This window comes from Novosphingobium sp., from assembly GCF_037133355.1.
Classification (GTDB): Bacteria; Pseudomonadota; Alphaproteobacteria; order Sphingomonadales; family Sphingomonadaceae; genus Novosphingobium.
This window is the reverse complement of the sequence record NZ_JBAXOI010000022.1, coordinates 40,377-56,926: the sequence shown is the minus strand read 5'-3', so window position 1 is coordinate 56,926 and position 16,550 is coordinate 40,377. Positions and strand designations below refer to the sequence as shown.

The 16,550-nt window shown below is 66.1% G+C and carries 18 protein-coding genes and 1 other RNA gene; 11 read left to right on the top strand and 8 right to left on the bottom strand.

Annotation, left to right across the window (positions count from 1 at the left end):
• Together WCL10_RS18115 and WCL10_RS18110 are read left to right on the top strand one after the other, a co-directional pair.
• The coding region (locus WCL10_RS18115; protein WP_336897047.1) for an HlyD family efflux transporter periplasmic adaptor subunit at positions 1-649 on the top strand (649 nt) is incomplete at its 5' end.
• Positions 646-3,717: an efflux RND transporter permease subunit gene (locus WCL10_RS18110; protein WP_336897046.1), complete on the top strand. Its 3,072-nt coding sequence runs from the start codon at positions 646-648 to the stop codon at positions 3,715-3,717. The genes WCL10_RS18115 and WCL10_RS18110, both read left to right, overlap by 4 nt.
• A gap of 60 nt (positions 3,718-3,777) precedes the next feature.
• On the opposite strand, the gene WCL10_RS18105 is transcribed toward WCL10_RS18110, so the two are convergent.
• Positions 3,778-4,215, bottom strand: coding sequence for a VOC family protein (locus WCL10_RS18105; protein ID WP_336897045.1), 438 nt, complete (start codon positions 4,213-4,215; stop codon positions 3,778-3,780).
• Positions 4,216-4,419: 204 nt separating this feature from the next.
• Between WCL10_RS18105 and WCL10_RS18100 the strand changes: the two genes are divergently transcribed.
• Positions 4,420-5,073 (top strand): SIMPL domain-containing protein, encoded by a 654-nt coding sequence (locus WCL10_RS18100; RefSeq protein WP_336897050.1) that lies wholly within the window; start codon positions 4,420-4,422, stop codon positions 5,071-5,073.
• Positions 5,074-5,140: 67 nt separating this feature from the next.
• On the opposite strand, the gene WCL10_RS18095 is transcribed toward WCL10_RS18100, so the two are convergent.
• The gene (locus WCL10_RS18095) at positions 5,141-5,962 is read right to left on the bottom strand and encodes a TorF family putative porin (RefSeq protein WP_336897044.1); all 822 of its coding nucleotides are present in this window, start codon (positions 5,960-5,962) and stop codon (positions 5,141-5,143) included.
• A gap of 239 nt (positions 5,963-6,201) precedes the next feature.
• On the opposite strand from WCL10_RS18095, the gene WCL10_RS18090 reads away from it, so the two are divergent.
• Positions 6,202-6,987, top strand: a complete 786-nt coding sequence (locus tag WCL10_RS18090) for a metallophosphoesterase family protein (RefSeq protein ID WP_336897043.1) — start codon at positions 6,202-6,204, stop codon at positions 6,985-6,987.
• Between the two features lie 4 nt (positions 6,988-6,991).
• On the opposite strand, the gene WCL10_RS18085 is transcribed toward WCL10_RS18090, so the two are convergent.
• Together WCL10_RS18085 and mtgA are read right to left on the bottom strand one after the other, a co-directional pair.
• Positions 6,992-7,348: an antibiotic biosynthesis monooxygenase gene (locus tag WCL10_RS18085; protein ID WP_336897042.1), complete on the bottom strand. Its 357-nt coding sequence runs from the start codon at positions 7,346-7,348 to the stop codon at positions 6,992-6,994.
• Positions 7,349-7,427: 79 nt separating this feature from the next.
• Entirely contained in the window at positions 7,428-8,156 is a 729-nt protein-coding gene (mtgA, locus tag WCL10_RS18080; protein WP_336897041.1) for a monofunctional biosynthetic peptidoglycan transglycosylase, read from the bottom strand.
• A gap of 107 nt (positions 8,157-8,263) precedes the next feature.
• On the opposite strand from mtgA, the gene WCL10_RS18075 reads away from it, so the two are divergent.
• Positions 8,264-9,055, top strand: coding sequence for a transporter (locus WCL10_RS18075; protein ID WP_336897040.1), 792 nt, complete (start codon positions 8,264-8,266; stop codon positions 9,053-9,055).
• Positions 9,056-9,064: 9 nt separating this feature from the next.
• Here the strand turns inward: WCL10_RS18075 and WCL10_RS18070 are convergent, their stop codons facing one another.
• The gene (locus WCL10_RS18070; protein ID WP_336897039.1) at positions 9,065-9,439 is read right to left on the bottom strand and encodes a helix-turn-helix domain-containing protein; all 375 of its coding nucleotides are present in this window, start codon (positions 9,437-9,439) and stop codon (positions 9,065-9,067) included.
• A 107-nt stretch (positions 9,440-9,546) separates the two neighbouring features.
• Between WCL10_RS18070 and WCL10_RS18065 the strand changes: the two genes are divergently transcribed.
• A complete protein-coding gene (locus WCL10_RS18065; protein ID WP_336897038.1) occupies positions 9,547-10,302 on the top strand; it encodes an SDR family oxidoreductase in 756 nt (251 codons plus the stop codon).
• Between the two features lie 307 nt (positions 10,303-10,609).
• Here WCL10_RS18065 and rpoH read toward each other — a convergent pair whose 3' ends face one another.
• The 3 genes from rpoH to WCL10_RS18050 all read right to left on the bottom strand — a co-directional run bounded on the left by rpoH (position 10,610) and on the right by WCL10_RS18050 (position 13,060).
• Entirely contained in the window at positions 10,610-11,509 is a 900-nt protein-coding gene (gene rpoH, locus WCL10_RS18060; protein ID WP_336897037.1) for an RNA polymerase sigma factor RpoH, read from the bottom strand.
• Positions 11,510-11,689: 180 nt separating this feature from the next.
• Positions 11,690-12,643, bottom strand: a complete 954-nt coding sequence (locus WCL10_RS18055) for an RluA family pseudouridine synthase (RefSeq protein WP_336897036.1) — start codon at positions 12,641-12,643, stop codon at positions 11,690-11,692.
• A gap of 60 nt (positions 12,644-12,703) precedes the next feature.
• Positions 12,704-13,060, bottom strand: a complete 357-nt coding sequence (locus WCL10_RS18050) for a hypothetical protein (protein WP_336897035.1) — start codon at positions 13,058-13,060, stop codon at positions 12,704-12,706.
• A gap of 119 nt (positions 13,061-13,179) precedes the next feature.
• Between WCL10_RS18050 and WCL10_RS18045 the strand changes: the two genes are divergently transcribed.
• From WCL10_RS18045 to WCL10_RS18025, 5 genes are all read left to right on the top strand, one after another.
• Entirely contained in the window at positions 13,180-13,575 is a 396-nt protein-coding gene (locus tag WCL10_RS18045) for a M67 family metallopeptidase (protein WP_336897034.1), read from the top strand.
• A 134-nt stretch (positions 13,576-13,709) separates the two neighbouring features.
• Positions 13,710-14,366, top strand: coding sequence for a histidine phosphotransferase family protein (locus WCL10_RS18040; RefSeq protein WP_336897033.1), 657 nt, complete (start codon positions 13,710-13,712; stop codon positions 14,364-14,366).
• Positions 14,367-14,372: 6 nt separating this feature from the next.
• Entirely contained in the window at positions 14,373-15,077 is a 705-nt protein-coding gene (locus WCL10_RS18035; protein WP_336897032.1) for an N-acetylmuramoyl-L-alanine amidase, read from the top strand.
• A gap of 7 nt (positions 15,078-15,084) precedes the next feature.
• Positions 15,085-15,509: RNase P RNA component class A (gene rnpB / locus WCL10_RS18030), an RNA gene on the top strand.
• A 44-nt stretch (positions 15,510-15,553) separates the two neighbouring features.
• Positions 15,554-16,519, top strand: coding sequence for a cation diffusion facilitator family transporter (locus WCL10_RS18025; RefSeq protein ID WP_336897031.1), 966 nt, complete (start codon positions 15,554-15,556; stop codon positions 16,517-16,519).
• The last annotated feature ends 31 nt before the right edge of the window (positions 16,520-16,550 follow it).

The window sequence follows — 16,550 nt, the reverse complement described above, 5'->3', positions numbered from 1 at the left end:
CGCGCGTGATGCTGCTGCCGCCACGCTCTTGGTCGCGCGCGCCGCCGCCGCCAACGCTGCCAACGAACGTGGTTATGCTGTGCTCGTCGCCGATGCCGACGGCGTCGTCACGGAAGTACTCGCCGAGGCCGGGCAGGTTGTCGCCGCTGGCACTCCCGTCCTTCGTATAGCGCGCAGCGGCGCGCGTGAGGCGCTCGTCGCCGTGCCCGAGACTGCGCTCGCTGGCTTGCCAAAGTCTGCCCAGGCCACCGTCTATGGCCGGAGCACCCCCGTCGGCGCCACCTTGCGCGAGGTCGCGGGCGCGGCCGATCCCCTGACCCGCACCTTTGCCGCGCGCTACGTCCTCGCCGGTTCCCCGGAGGACGCCCCGCTCGGCACAACGGTCACCGTCCGCGTTCACAGCGGCGCCTCGGGCACCACCCGCGTGCCCCTTGGCGCGCTCGTTGATCTCGGCGCCGGGCAAGGCGTGTGGGTGATCCAGCCAGACCGCAGCGTCCGCTTCCAGCGCGCCCAACCGCTGCGCCTTACCGAAGAGGAAGCCTTCCTACCCGCCTCAGCCTTGCCCGCTGGCGCCCGCGTGGTCGCGCTCGGCGGCCAACTCCTCCTTGCCGGACAGAAGGTCCGCCCGGCCGAAGGTGCAAAGCCATGAAGGGGCCTAACCTCTCCGCGATCGCGGTCAAGGAACCCTCGGTCACGCTGTTCCTGCTGCTGGCCGCCATGGCCGCGGGGATCTTCGCGTTCTTCCAGCTGGGCCGCGCCGAAGATCCCAGCTTCACGCTCAAGGTGCTCACGGTCACCGCGGCCTGGCCCGGCGCCACCGCGCGCGAGATGCAAGACCAGGTCGCCGACCGGCTTGAGAAGCGCATCCAGGAGCTGCCCTGGTCGGACCGGATCGAAACCCAGGCCCGCCCCGGCCTCGTCACGCTAACCGTCATCTTGAGCGACAAGACGCCGCCCAAGGACGTGCCCGAGATGCTTTACCAGGCGCGCAAGAAGATGAGCGACGAGGCGCTCAATCTGCCGCGCGGGGTGGTCGGGCCGATCGTCAACGACGAGTACTCGGACGTCTATTTCTCGCTCATTGCCGTGCAGGCCAAGGGCCTTCCCCACCGCGCGTTGATCGAGCGGACCGAGGCGATCCGCAGCGAGCTGCAGCAAGTTGCGGGCGTCAAGAAAGTCTCGCTCATCGGCGAGCAGCGCCCGCGCATTTATGTCGAGCTCTCCAACCGCAAGCTCGCCACCTTGGGGGTCGGTGCCGATGCGGTCATGGCCGCGCTCGCCAACCAGAACCTGATCCAGCCCGCCGCCCAGTTCGAGACGCCCTCGCGCCTCGTTCCGGTGCGCGTGACCGGCGGCTTCGATGATCTCGATGCGGTGCGCGCCGCGCCCATTTCCGCAGGCGGGCGCGTGCTGCGCCTGGGCGATATCGCCGAGGTCAGGCGCGGCTATGAAGATCCGCCAAGCTATCAGGTGCGCCACCAGGGCGGCGAGGCCGTCATGCTCGGCGTTGTGATGCGCGAGAACTACAACGGCCTCGTGCTCGGCAAGGCGCTGAGCAGCAAGCTCGACGAAGTGCGCGCGCAGCTGCCGCTCGGCATCTCGGTCGCCGAAGTCGCCGATCAGGCCGCCAATATCGAGGAAGCCTACGGCGAGTTCATGCTCAAGTTCGCGGTCGCGCTGAGCGTGGTCATGGTTGTCAGCCTCATCGCGCTCGGCTGGCGCGTGGGGATCGTCGTCGCGCTCTCGGTCCCGCTCACGCTCGCCGCCGTCTTCGTGATCATGCTGATGACCGACCGCCAGTTCGATCGCATCACCTTGGGCGCCTTGATCCTCAGCCTCGGCCTCCTTGTCGACGACGCGATCATCGCGATCGAGATGATGGTGGTGAAGCTCGAGGAAGGGATGAGCCGGATCGAGGCCGCCACCTTCGCCTGGGGCGCCACCGCCGGGCCGATGCTTGCGGGCACCATCGTCACCATCGTCGGCTTCCTCCCGGTCGGCTTCGCGCGCTCCACGGCGGGCGAATATGCCGGCAACATCTTCTGGATCGTCGGCTTTGCCCTCCTCGTCTCGTGGATCGTCGCGGTCTATTTTACCCCCTACCTCGGCGTGAAGCTGCTGCCCGAGATCAAGCCGGTGGCGGGCGGGCACGATGCGATCTACGCCACGCCCCGCTACGAGCAGCTGCGCCAATGGGTGACCCGCAGCGTCGCGCAGCGCGGCCGCCTCACCATCGGCGTTGTCCTTGCCATGGTGCTCGCCGGCGTGCTCCTCGTCGTCGCCATCCCCAAGCAGTTCTTCCCCGTCTCAGACCGGCCCGAGCTGCTGGTCGAGGTCTACAACCCCCACGGCTCCAGCCTCGCTGCCACCCGCAGCGTGGTCGAGAAGCTCGAGCAGGATCTCCTCACCCGGCCCGAACTCAAGTCCGAAGTCCGCTACGTCGATGCCTACCTTGGCGGCGGCGCTCCGCGCTTCTTCCTCTCGCTCAACCCCGAACCGGCCGACCCCTCGTTCGCCAAGCTCATCGTGCTGACCCACGGCCCCGCCGCGCGCGAGCGGCTGCGTCTCGCGCTGCAGAAGCTTGCCGCCGAAGGCCGCTATCCCGGCGCCCGGGTGCGCGCACTCAGCCTGCTGTTCGGCCCGCCGGTGCCCTATCCCGTGGCCTTCCGCGTCACCGGTCCCGATGCGGACCAGCTGCGCCGCATCTCCGCCGAGGTCGCCGATGTGGTCCGCGCCAATCCGAATGCGGTCGCGGTCAACACCGACTGGGGCGACCGCAGCCCCGCCGTCACGCTCCAGTTCGACAACGACCGCCTGCGCCTCATCGGGCTCGATCCCGCCAGTGTCTCGCGGCAGGTCCATGCGCTCATCTCCGGCGCCACGGTCACGCAGGCGCGCTACGGGGACCGCACCACCGATGTCGTCGTGCGCACCCCGGCCGCTGAACGCCGCGCGCTCGGCGATCTCGGCAGCCTTGTCATCGGCACCGCGGGCGGCACCGGCGTCACGCTCTCCCAAGTCGCCAGGATCGTCCCCTCGAGCGAGGACCCGCTGCTCGTGCGCCGCAACCGCGTGCCGACGATGACCGTGCGCGCCGATATCACCAAGGGCGTGCAGCCGGCCGACGTGACCGCCGCGATCCTGCCCAGGCTGCAGCCGCTGATGGACAAGCTCCCCGCCGGCTATGCGATCACCGCTGCCGGTTCGGTCGAGGAAGCAGGCAAGGCCAACACCGCGCTCGCTCCGCTGTTCCCGGTCATGATCGGGCTCATGCTGCTCGTGCTCATGCTGCAGACGCGCTCGTTCCGCATGACCGGCCTCGTCTTCGCCACCGCACCACTCGGCCTGCTCGGCGCGATCCCGGCGCTGATCCTCACCGGCTTCCCCTTCGGCTTCAATGCGATCCTCGGCCTCATCGGCCTCGCCGGGATCCTCATGCGCAACACGCTGATCCTCGTCGACCAGATCGATTCCGAACGCGCGCGCGGGCTGGGGCTGGAAGCGGCGGTCATCGAGGCCACCGTCCGCCGCGCCCGCCCGGTGCTGCTCACCGCACTCGCCGCCGTCCTCGCCTTCCTCCCGCTCACGCTCTCAAGCTTCTGGGGCCCCCTCGCGGTCGTGCTCATCGGCGGCACACTCGTCGGAACCGCACTCACCCTGTTCTTCCTCCCCGCACTCTACGCCCTGTGGATGGTGCGGCGCGGCGCGGCGGCCTGAAGCTGCTAAAGCCCTCTCCCCTTCAGGGGAGAGGGTTGGGAGAGGGGCAAGCCTGACCCCTCACCAGGTCCCGGTGTTCTCCATGCTAGCCCATGGCTCGGCGGGTTCGAGATGCCCGTCCTGCAAGAGCTCGATCGAAATGCCGTCCGGGCTCTTCACGAAGGCCATGTGGCCGTCGCGCGGGGGGCGGTGAACGATGTGGCCGGCAGCCATGATCTTCGCGCAAGTCTCGTAGATATCGCTCACCCGGTAGGCGAGGTGCCCGAAGTTGCGCCCGCCGGAATACACTTCCGGCGGGCTGCCATCTTCGGGCGGCCAGTTGTAGGTCAGTTCGACCTCGGCAATCCCTTCCTCGCCGGGCGCGGCGAGGAAGATCAGCGTGAAGCGGCCCTTGTCGCTTGAGAAGCGGCGCACTTCCTTCACCCCGAACAGCTCGAAGAAGGCGATTGTCGCCTCGGGGTCGGTCACGCGGATCATTGCGTGGAGGAACTTGGTCACGACAGAGTCTCCTTATCCATTCAAACTCGGTTCATCGACAGAATCGCACAGTTCACCGCAGGGCGAGAGGCCCGACAGGGAGACCATACCGTGACCGATATCGATAGTGAGGCCGCCGCCGATTCCCAAACCTTTCTTGCGAAGCTGGCCCCATCGGGCTGGCAGCGACCGGCGCTTGCAGTGGCCGGCGTCCTCGCGCTCGGCATGGTAGCGGGCGGCTATCTGCTGGGCGACGGCCTCAGGCGCAGCCGCGAGGCAGACCGCGCCGTCACCGTAAGGGGCTTGGCCGAGCGCGAGGTGACCGCCGATCTTGCTACCTGGACGATCGCCTATTCCGCCACCGCGTCGGACATGTCGAGCGCGCAGGCCAGCGTCGATCACGACAGCCAGGAGATCCGGGCCTTCTTCGCAGGCCTTGGCTTCCCCGCCGAAGCGCTCCAGCCCACCGGCGTCAATGTCAGCACCAGCACCGACAATGGCGTGACCAGCTTTACCGTGCGCCAGCGCATGGCGCTGCGCACCACCGACATCAAGCGCGCGCAGGATGCCGTGCGCCGCCAGTTCGATCTGGTGCGCCGCGGCGTGATGCTCGAGGAAGGGTCGGGCATGGCCTATACCTTCACCGGGCTCGACAAGATCAAGCCGGAAATGGTGGCTGCGGCGACCAAGGACGCGCGCCGCTCCGCTGAGCAATTCGCGCAGGACAGCGGCACAGGCGTCGGCGGGATCAAGAACGCGACGCAGGGCTATTTCGAAGTCACCGCGCGTGATGGCGACTCGGGCGGCGGCTGGGGTGTTTCGGACACGCCCTTCAAGAAGGTTCGCGTCGTCACCACGATCGACTTCTACTTGCGCTGATCATCGAGACGAAAGGGGGCGGACCGCGCTGCGGCTCGCCCCCTTTACGTTTACGCTACGCCCGCGTTCAGAAGGAAGCGGTCAGCGAGATCACGCCGACCGGCTTGGTCGTGCGGTAGAACGAGTTCGAGCAGACATTGACCGCAGTGGCAGAGCCTGCGCCGCTGCACAGCCCGCTGTTGGCAAAGTCGCTCTGGTGCATGTTGGTGCCAACCACTGAGGCATCAAGCGCAAGGTTCTTATACTTCGCGGTAATCCCGACGTTGTAGTCGAAGAACGGCTTTGGCAGGTCGAAGCCGCCGCCGGTGTGCGCGAGGTGCGAGTGGATGCTCAGCGGAGTGCCCGGGATCGCTGCGCCCAGTTCGCCGTAGACGTAGAGATTGCTGCGATGAGTCGAGGTGAAGTTGTAGTTGAACACCTTCTGAGCGGGCGCAAAGTTTGCACCGACCTTGGCCGTCACCGGGCCCAGCGTCTTGGCGAGCGAGCCGTAGACTTCCCAGTAGTTGCCGACGGTTGCCCCCGGATAGATGTAGCCATAGAGGCCGCCGTCGAAGACGAAGCCGCTCTTGCCCAGACCATGGGTATAGCCGCCATACACGTCGATCTCGGTCCCGCCGATGTTGATCGGGCTGTTTCCGGCAGAGGCGCTCGAACCCCATGTCGTAATGTAGAAACCCGAGCTGTGCGCGATGGTGAAGGTACCTTGAACGACCGGCTTGTTGTCCGACTGCGCCACGCCGCGGAAACGGTACTGGCTGGCGATCGTTGCAGCGCCGGTAACGGTAATGTCGCTGGGAGGTGCAGCTTCATCGGCAAGGGCGGGCGCAGCAGCGGCAAAGCTAAGCGCAGCAAAAGTTGCGGCCACAAGGGCCTTGCTGGACGTACGCATGGGAAATCCTTTGTTCTTGGTGTCGCGTCGTCCCACCTGCACAGACCGTGGCGACTCGATAAAAGAGGACGTCCTTCGGTTTGTAACTTTTTGTTGCCGGATTATGCTGCATTGCACAAGGGCGCTACAACGGCTTATCGTGCCTTTCCCACGGTCTGTTGCAATTCCGCACCACGGCCATCGGGTGCCTTGTATGGCAGTCATTCAGGCCCATATAACTTTAGTCAGGCCCGTCATTGATGCTGAAGCTGTTGCGTTCCCTTTTTGAAAGCCGCGCCGAGCCCGAGGTGATCCCCACGGTGCCCGAGGGTCAACGCGTATACGCCGTCGGGGACATCCACGGGCGTTGCGACCTGCTGTACCGGATGATCGCGCGAATCGAGGCGGACGAGGCAGCGCGTGCGCCGGCCGACACCACGGTGATCCTGCTCGGCGACCTCGTTGATCGCGGGCCCGACAGCGCCGGGGTCATCGCCACCGCTCGCGAATGGGCAAAGCGGCGGCGGGTGCGCATTCTGGCCGGTAACCACGAGGAAATGTTCCTCGGCAGCTTCGAGCGCGAGGATACGCTGCGCCATTTCCTGCGCCACGGTGGCCGCGAAACCTTGCTCAGCTACCCCATCGACCCCGAACTCTACACCCGCACAACGCTCGATGAGTTGCAGGCGATCATGCGCGAGGCGGTACCGGCCGAGGACATCGCCTTCATGGAGGCGATGGAAGACCGCATCCAGATCGGCGACTATGTCTTCGTCCATGCCGGAGTGCGCCCGGGCATCCCGCTCGAGGAGCAGAAAATCTCGGACTTGCGCTGGATCCGCGGCGAATTCATCGAAAGCCCGGAACTGCGCGAATTCGCAGTGGTCCACGGCCACACGATCATGGAAGCACCGCACGTCTCGCAGATGCGCATCGGGCTCGATACAGGCGCCTTCTCTTCAGGCCTGCTGAGCGCGGTCGGGCTGGAGGGCACCGCTCGCTGGCTGATTTCGGTGCAGGGCGAGCCGGCGGCCGAGGCGGCCTGAGGCTTCAGGGCCCTTCGAACAGCACAGTGCGGACGGCGCCGTTCTCCTGATAAACCGGCGAATCCTGCCCGACCTCGTACATCCGGTTCCACAGCGCGGTTGGCCCAAGAGCAACCATCGCATCGCGCATCGCCGCATAGCAGGGGTGCTGGAAATGCGCGACGAGCGAGGCATGGTCCTCCCAGAGCTCATGGATGGTCACGCGATGGGGAATGCAGGGATCGGCCGCGAAGCAGTATTCGAGGCAGCCCGGTTCCTCTGTGCGTGAAGTCCACTGGATCGGCGTGCCCAGCCGCACCGCCTCATCCCGCGTGGCCTGGTCGGCAAACTCGATCCATGCGTGAATAATGACCTGCGGCATGACTGGCTCTCCGATTGGCCCGGCACTGCGGGACCTTCCTTGATCCCGCGAGTTAAGCAGACCGCGGCGCCGCCCGCCCCTATTGATAAACGCAGGTATCGTAATCCGCTCGCACCGTGTTCACCCGCGCGGCGATCACGTTGCCGTGCCGACGGGTGGACCCGGTCGCCCCGGTCACTGCGCGCACCTTGGGCTGCGGGAAGGCCGCTGCGATCCGCGCCGCTTCCACGCGGTTAAGCTTGGCTGCCGGCTTGCGGTAGTAGCGCTGTGCCCCGGCCTCGACGCCGTAGGTTCCGATCCCGGTCTCGGCGACGTTGAGATAGACTTCCATGATCCGCCGCTTGCCCCAGATCGTCTCGATCAGCACGGTGAACCAAGCCTCCAGCGCCTTGCGCAGATAGCCGCCGCCCTGCCACAGGAACACGTTCTTGGCAGTCTGCTGGCTGATCGTCGAACCGCCGCGGATACGTCCGCCTTCCTGGTTGCGCTCCCACGCCTTGAGGATCGCTTCCTGATCGAACCCGTTGTGCTGGCAGAACTTGCCGTCCTCGCCCGCGATCGCGGCATCGACCATGTTGCGGTCGATCTGGGAAAGCGGCACCCAGCTCTTGGTAATGCCGTTGGGATCCATGATCATCGTCATGGTCACCGGCACGGGCACGAAGCGGTAGATCACCACAAGCGCCACGCTGAGAAACAGGAACGCGGCCACCAGCCGCGCCAGCAGCCAGCCGAGCCGGTGGAGCAGCCCGGGCGGGCGCGCCCTGACCGGCTCCGGGTTCCTGAGTTTGAGCAATGCATCATCCATCGGGTGCAACTATGCCCAAGCACGCCGCGCATGGCAATCGGGCGCGCGCGGCTTTGCGTGCACTCTGCTTTGCAGGGGGCACAGTGCCTGATAGGTCCGCTCTTGCGATGATCCTGAAGCGACTTGCCGCCCTTGCCTTCTTCCTGCTTGCGCCGGGCCTTGCCCGAGCGGACGAGGCGCCCGAGATGTGCTTCGACCGCCCGGGAATCAATACTCCGCCCTGCACGCTCCACACCGGGCAGGTCATGGCAGAGTTCGGCGCGCTCGAATGGGACCATAGCGCCGCGCCGAGCATGCGCGACGATACGCTGACATTCGGCGACACGCTGGTGCGTATAGGCCTTGGCGGCGCCACCGAAGCGCAAGTCGGGCTCGGCGGCTGGGGCCATCAGCGCAGCCGCAGCGTCGCCGCCGTCACCACCACGCGCGGGGTCGGCGATGCCACAATCGGCCTGCGCCACGGCTTCGGCAGCGAGGAAGATGCCAAGCTCGCCGTGCAGGCTTTCATCAGCCTCCCCATCGGCGAGGCGCCGGGGGGCGCAGGCGATTGGGGCGCAGGGTTTCTGGTTCCGGTCTCGCTTCCGCTGCCTTCCGGCTTCTCTCTCAGCATGACCCCGGAAGTGGACGCCGCTGTCAACGGCTCGGGCAAGGGGCGCCACCTCGCCTGGGGCGGAGTCGTCGGCGTCTCGCACGCGCTGACCCCCGCAGTATCGGCCTCTGCCGAAGTCGCCGCCTACCGCGACGAGGACCCGGACGGCGCCTCAACCGACGCACGCGCAGCGCTATCCGCCGCCTGGCGCGCCGGACGCCGCTTCCAGCTCGATGTCGAGCTAGATCTCGGCCAGACGCAAGGTGCGCCCGACCACGCCCTGATGCTGGGCGTTGCCCGCCAGTTCTGAACCGCCGGCTCAGTCGCGCGTATCGAACGCCGCCCGCGCCGTTTCCACCGCGCCCAAGTGCGCCTCGGCCCAAAGCCATACCCCGCAAAACGCCTCACTCAGGCTGCTGCCAAGCGGGGTCAGGCAATAGTCGACATGTGGTGGCACCACCGGATGCACCGTTCGCTCAACCAGCCCGTCGCGCTCCATCTGCCGCAGCGTCTGTGTCAGCATCTTCTGGCTGATCCCCGGCACCCGCCGCCCCAGTTCGGTGAAGCGCTGCTTGCCATGTTCCTCCAGCGCTTCCAGCACCAGCATGGTCCATTTGTCCGCCACCCGGCCTATCAGATCATCGACCAGCGCGCTTACCCGCTCGTCGCCCATCACTTCCGCTTCGCTGCGCATCTTACACTTACCCCATGGTTAGTACCGCACAAAAAGGTGCCTACTTTGCAAAAGAGAGTGCAGTGATAGAACCGCGCCACACGCCCCGCAAGAAAGGATTCGCGCTCATGAAACCCTCCGGCAACACCATCCTCATCTCCGGCGGCGGCACCGGCATCGGCCGCCGTCTTGCACAGCGCTGGCACGATGCCGGCAATGTCGTGATCGTCACCGGCCGGACGCTGGCGAGCCTTGAGGACACCATCGCGGGCCGCGCCAATCTCCACGCGCGCGTGCTGGACGTGACTGATGCAGCCGCGATTGCCGCCTTCACCGCCGGCATCGTCACAGAATTTCCCTCGCTCAACGTGCTGGTCAACAACGCAGGCATCATGCGCTTCGAGGACCTGACTGCCCCGCGCGATCTCGGCGATGTCGAGGCCACGATTGCCACCAACCTCATGGCCCCCATCCGCCTCACCGATGCGCTCATCACGCACCTCAAGGCGCAGGGCGACCCGGCCATCGTGATGGTCTCCTCAGGCCTCGCCTTCGTGCCGATGGCCGTGACCGCGACCTACTGCGCCACCAAGGCCGCGATCCATTCCTACAGCCAGTCGTTGCGCCACCAGCTGGCCGGAAAGATCGAAGTGATCGAGCTTGCTCCGCCAGCGGTCCAGACCGACCTCACCCCGGGCCAGTCGACCCGCGCCAACTATCTGCCGCTTGAGACATTCATCGACCAGACAATGGCGCTGTTCGAGCAGGAGCCGACTCCGCCGGAAGTGCTCGTGCCCAATGTGCTGTTCCTCCGGAACGCCGAGGCAGAGGGCCGCTACACCGCGACGTTCGAAATCCTCAACCGCGATTTCGGCCACAACTGAGGCACGCCCTCATACCACACGCCTCGTCGCCCCCGCACCCTTCGCAATCGCAAGGAGCGCAGCAACGGAGCACGCCAGAGTGGCCGTGCGCACTGCTCTGGTTTGCTTCGCTTAGCTCGATATGACGAGACTGGGGGGCTAACCAATACATCCTGAACCCGCTGGCGCTGCGCTTGTCGAAGGATCTGGCGCGAAGGCGCGTTTGCACGAGCCATGAGCGGGGAGGGTCGTGCATCCCCGCACACCCCAAAACAAAGGCGGCCGGAGTTTCCCCCGACCGCCTTTGCAATCTCGTCAGGTCACAGCCTCAGGCCGGCAGCAGATGCCGCTCGCCGGCAATGCGCTGCATCGCCTTCTGCAGCTTCTCGAAGGCGCGCACTTCGATTTGGCGCACGCGCTCGCGGCTGACGTTGTAGACCTGGCTCAGTTCCTCGAGCGTCTTGGGCTCGTCGACCAGCCGCCGATCCGTCAGGATATGGCGCTCGCGGTCCGAAAGACTGTCCATCGCCTCGACCAACAGGGCGTGGCGCATGTGCGCTTCCTCGGCGTCGGCCACGGTCTCGTCCTGCAGCGGGCCGTCATCGACCAGCCAGTCCTGCCACGAGCCTTCGCCGTCTTCGCGCACCGACACGTTCAGGCTGGCATCGCCGCCCATCATCATGCGCCGGTTCATGTTCACGACTTCGGTCTCGGACACGCCGAGGTCGGTCGCGATCTTGCGCACGTCGTCCGGGTGGAGATCGGTATCCTCGAACGCCTCGAGGTTCTTCTTCATCCGCCGGAGGTTGAAGAACAGCTTCTTCTGCGCCGCGGTGGTGCCCATCTTCACGAGGCTCCACGAGCGCAGGATGAACTCCTGGATCGAGGCCTTGATCCACCACATGGCATAAGTCGCCAGACGGAAGCCCCGGTCGGGCTCGAACTTCTTGACGCCCTGCATGAGGCCGATGTTGCCTTCGGAGATCAGCTCGCTCACGGGCAAACCATAGCCGCGATAGCCCATCGCGATCTTCGCGACGAGGCGCAGGTGGCTTGTCACCAGCTGTGCAGCCGCCTCGGGGTCAGCATGCTCCTGATAGCGCTTGGCGAGCATGTATTCCTGCTCGGCCGTAAGCACCGGGAACTTGCGGATCTCGGCAAGGTAGCGGTTCAGTCCGGCTTCCCCGCCCAGCGCAGGGACGAGCGCGGTGGATTTCTTCTCGGTCACCAGAACACATCCTTTCGTTGCGCCAGCTTTTCCCCACGCTTTTTTGTAGCGGATCGGGGTCCAGCCAACCACACACCAAATCTATTCGCTCGCGAAGCCGCAATCGATACAGCCCGTTTTTGGGGCATTGCACCTTTGGCCGGGGCGCCGGGAGAGTCAGATTCTACGCATGCCACGGCTTCAGCCATCACGCCCTCCCAGTTCGACCACCAGCGTCCTGAGATCGACGGGCGTCGAACTGCGAAAATGCACCATCTCCCCGCTCGCCGGATGGACAAAGCCAAGTTCGGCCGCATGGAGCGCCTGTCGGTGAAATCCGAGGCGGGCGAGCAGCGGTTTGAGCGAGGGAGGAGCGCGTCCATAGACTGGATCGCCCAATAACGCATGACCGATTGATGCAAGGTGAACGCGCACCTGGTGGGTTCGCCCGGTCTCGAGTCGGCATTCGATCAGTGCCGCACCGCTGAGCACTTCCAGCGTGCGGTAATGCGTGACGGCGCGCTTGCCGCGCCCCTCGCTCACCAGCGCCATCTTCTTGCGGTCGCGCTCGCTGCGCCCGATCGCGCCGCGCACGGTGCCCGAAGCCGGGACCGGCACCCCGGCCGTCACCGCCTGATAGACGCGGTGGATCGAATGGTCGGCGAACTGCTTCGCCAGCCCCTCATGCGCCGCGTTTGTCTTGGCAACCACCAGCAGCCCGGAGGTGTCCTTGTCGATCCGGTGCACGATCCCCGGCCGCGCCACTCCGCCGATCCCGGAAAGCTGGCCCCGGCAATGGTGCAGCAGGGCATTGACCAGCGTCCCGTCCGGATTGCCCGCCGCCGGATGCACCACCAGCCCGGCGGGCTTGTCCACCACGATGAGGTGCTCGTCCTCGTAGACGACAACAAGCGGAATATCCTGCGCCGCGGCTTCGGCGGGCACGGCTTCGGGCACGCGGATGGTGAAAGGCGTGCCCTCAGCCGCCTTGAGCGAAGCCTGCGCCGCCGGCTTGCCGCCCAGCGCCACGCGGCCCTCGTCCATCAAGGCCTTGATCCGCTCGCGCGAGAGGCCCGAGACATCCGCCAACGCCCGGTCGAGCCGCAGCCCGCCGGCGGGAATGGTACCCTCGATGATGGTCTCGCATGCCCCCATGGTTCGTCCGATATGGGGAGGCTTGTGGGGCCTGCAAGGGGGCCGCAGGACCCCGCGCGCTCAATACCCCGACATCGCAAGCGCCGAAATCACGGCCAGACCCCAGTTCACAAGGAGGGCAAGTACCAACGCAATCTTCCACCCGGTGGCAGCATTCTTCATGCCCGCATTGAACGTCATGTTCAGTATCCAGCCGCTGGCCATAAGGGTCGTCGTGATCGGGAAGAAGGGATGCTTTGTTCCGAGCAGCCCAACCAGCAGGATCATCGCGATACTATGCATCACCCAGGCAGAAACCAGCCAAACGATGGGAATGGGCCGATAGGACCCCTCAGGCATGAACGAGCCGATGTTCGATGAGCGGATGCCCATGTCGATTGGCTCGCCGTAGTCCTCATCGGGTCTTCGTGGGGTCATTTCGGGTTTCTCCAGAGATCAGATCAGCACGACAGACCAGAGAAAGCAATCCGGCGTACCTCCGGTGTTAACCCAAGAAAACTGTCGAATAACCCCGCGCTGCGCTAGGCTTGCGCGCGATGCCGTCCACCCTCACATCCGCTGCCCACACCGCGATTCTCGCCGCCGCCGAAGCAGCCCACCCGCACGAAGCCTGCGGCCTCCTCCTCGGCCATGGCGGCCACATCGAAACCGCACTCCCCGCCGCCAACGTCCACCCGGAACCACAGCACCACTTCGAGATCGACCCCGCCGCCCTCATCGCGGCACACAAGGCCGCACGCTCTGGCGGGCCGCAAGTGATCGGCTACTTCCATTCGCACCCGAACGGCCTCGCCCGCCCTTCCGCCACCGATGCCGCGCAGGCCTCGGGCGATAGCCGTATCTGGGCAATTGCCGCAGCCGGGGTGGTTACCTTGTGGCGCGATTCCCCATCCGGGTTCGAACCGCTTTCCTACGCGATCAAGGAGAGTTAAGGCAGGGAGGTGACGCCACACCCGACCCACCCTAGCGCGCTCCGCGGCCGCCCCGGTCAGGGCCTTGCCCGCCCCCGCAGCGTTTTGCTCAGGACTGTGTCAACCTATTCAGCTAGAAGGCCGATATCCTGAACATGAACACTGCCGTTCCCGATCTCGCCAGCCTGCTCTGTTCGCGCCTGTGCCACGACATGCTCTCCCCCGTCGGCGCGCTGTCCAACGGCCTTGAACTCCTCGCCGAGGAGAAGGATCCGGACATGCGCCAGAAGTGCTTCGAACTGCTCGAGCAAAGCGCGCGCATCTCGGCTGACAAGCTGCGCTTCTTCCGCCTCGCCTTCGGCGCTGCGGGCGGCTTCGGCGAAATGGTTCCCATCGCCGAGCCGCGCGCGCTGATCGACGCTCTGGTCGGAAACAACGGACGCATCCAGGCCAATTGGGCGCTCGGCGGCGACAGTCTGCCCAAGCCCGCGGTCAAGACCCTGCTCAACCTCGCGCTCATCGGGATCGAGGCGCTGGTGCGCGGGGGCACGCTTGATATTGCCGCCGAGCTCAGGACGGACGGCGCCAGGCCCTCCAGCGAGATCGTGATCCGCGCCAGCGGCATGCGCGTGGTGTTCGACCGGACGATCGGCCTTGCGCTCGAAGGCATGCTCCCGCCAGATGAGCTCTCCAGCCGCACTGCACCGGCCGCGATGCTGCGCCAGCTGGTCGATAGCCTCGGCGGCACGCTGCAGTATCATGCCGCACCCGAGGCACTGGTCATGGGGGCCATGCTTCCGGTTGCCGCGTAAGCTGCCATGAACCGCTGGCTGGTCCACCGCGAGATCCCCTCGCCCAACTGGAACGAGCGCAAGCAGCGCGTTTCCATGGTGGTCCTGCACTACACCGGCATGCGCACCGCTGCCGAAGCGCTCGAGCGGCTTTGCGATCCGGCAGCGGAAGTCTCCGCGCACTATCTGATCGACGAGGACGGCATGGTCACCCGCCTCGTCGCCGAGGACAAGCGGGCCTGGCACGCGGGCCGTTCCTACTGGCGGGGGATTACCGACGTGAACTCGGCAAGCGTCGGGATCGAGCTCGTCAATCCCGGCCACGAGTTCGGCTACCGCCCCTTCCCGCAAGCGCAGATCGAAGCGCTGATCCCGCTGCTCGCCGATATCGTGAAGCGCCACGATGTGCCCCGCGCCAACATTGTCGGCCATTCCGATGTTGCCCCGGCACGGAAGGAGGATCCGGGCGAGCTGTTTCCGTGGGACCTCCTCGCGCGCTACCGCCTCGCGCTCGCCAAGCCCGGACTCACCATGCGTCTGGTCTACGACAATCCCGGCGCCTTCTACCTTGCGCTCGAACGCTTCGGCTACGACATCACCGATCCCGCCGCCGCCGTCCGCGCCTTCCAGCGCCGCTGGCGCCCCTCGCGCATCGACGGCGAAATCGACGGACAGATCGGCGCGCTGCTGTTCGAGCTTCTGTTGGAACGTGACCTCGGGCGTGCTAGGTGACCCCTTGCCAGGGGGCCGGGCAGCCGCGTCATCGCAAGATGCCGAGGAAAGTCCGGGCTCCACGAAACAAGGGTGGCGGGTAACGCCCGCCGGCCCCGGACTTGCTCCGGGGTTAGGGAAAGTGCCACAGAGAGCAGACCGCTAACCCGGAAACGGGCAGCAAGGGTGAAAGGGTGCGGCAAGAGCGCACCGCGCGACTGGTAACAGAAGCGGCACGGCAAACCCCACCCGGAGCAAGACCGAATAGGGACTGCGCGCTTCTTCGGAAGCAGGCCTGTTTCGGGCCAGCAGTCCGGGTTGGTCGCTTGAGCGCGCCCGGCAACGGGCCGCCTAGAGGAATGGTTGCCAGTGCGGATACGGTCCACATGTCAAGGGTGACCTTGGGGGATACCGTCCGCGCTACAGAACCCGGCTTACAGGCCCCCTGGCATTCAAAGCGTTTTCCTAGCGTTGCGGAAGGCGCTAGGAACCCGTCCATGTCGGGCGCGCACCACCATCACCACAATCACGGGCATGAGCATGGCCACGCGCACGGCCATCACCACCACGCCCCCGCCAGCTTCGGCCGCGCCTTTGCCATCGGCATCGCGCTCAATTCGGCGTTCGTGGCGATCGAGGCGGGTTACGGGTTTGCCGCAGGCTCGATGGCGCTCGTCGCCGATGCCGGGCACAACCTTTCCGATGTGCTCAGCCTGGCCATTGCCTGGGCCGCCAGCATGCTCGCCGCCCGCCCACCGTCGGCGCGCTTCACCTATGGCTACAAGTCGAGCTCGATCCTCGCCGCGCTGTTCAACGCCGCGCTGCTCCTTGTCGCCCTTGGCGCCATTCTCGTCGAGACGATCCACCGCCTGATCGCGCCCCAGCCCGTCGCGGCGGGTCCGGTCATGATCGTCGCTGGCATCGGCATAGCGGTCAACACGCTCACCGCACTGCTTTTCCTGCGCGGCCGCGATAGCGACATCAACATCCGCGGTGCCTACATGCACATGGCCGCCGACGCTGCGGTTTCGGCGGGTGTGGTCGCCGCAGGCTTCGTCATCGCGTTGACGGGCGCATGGTGGATCGACCCGGTCACCAGCCTCGTCATCGTCGGCATCATCGCGGCAGGCACCTGGGGCCTCCTCAAGGATTCGCTCAAGATGGGCCTCCACGGCGTCCCCGCTTCGGTCGATGGCCACGCGGTGCGCCACTATCTCGCGGGCCTGCCCGGGGTCAGTGCTGTCCACGATCTCCATATCTGGCCGATGAGCACGACCGAAACCGCGATGACCGCACATCTCGTGATCCCCGCCGGTCACCCGGGCGATGCTTTCCTCACCAGCCTCGCCCACACCCTGGAGCATGATTTCAGCATCTGCCATTCGACCGTGCAGATCGAAACCAGCGACCACGCAGGCCACGCCTGCGCGCCCGCCTGCCAGCCCCGCGCCAAGGTGGCCTAGGAGACTGCTGGACAGGGCCGGGGGCGGGGCC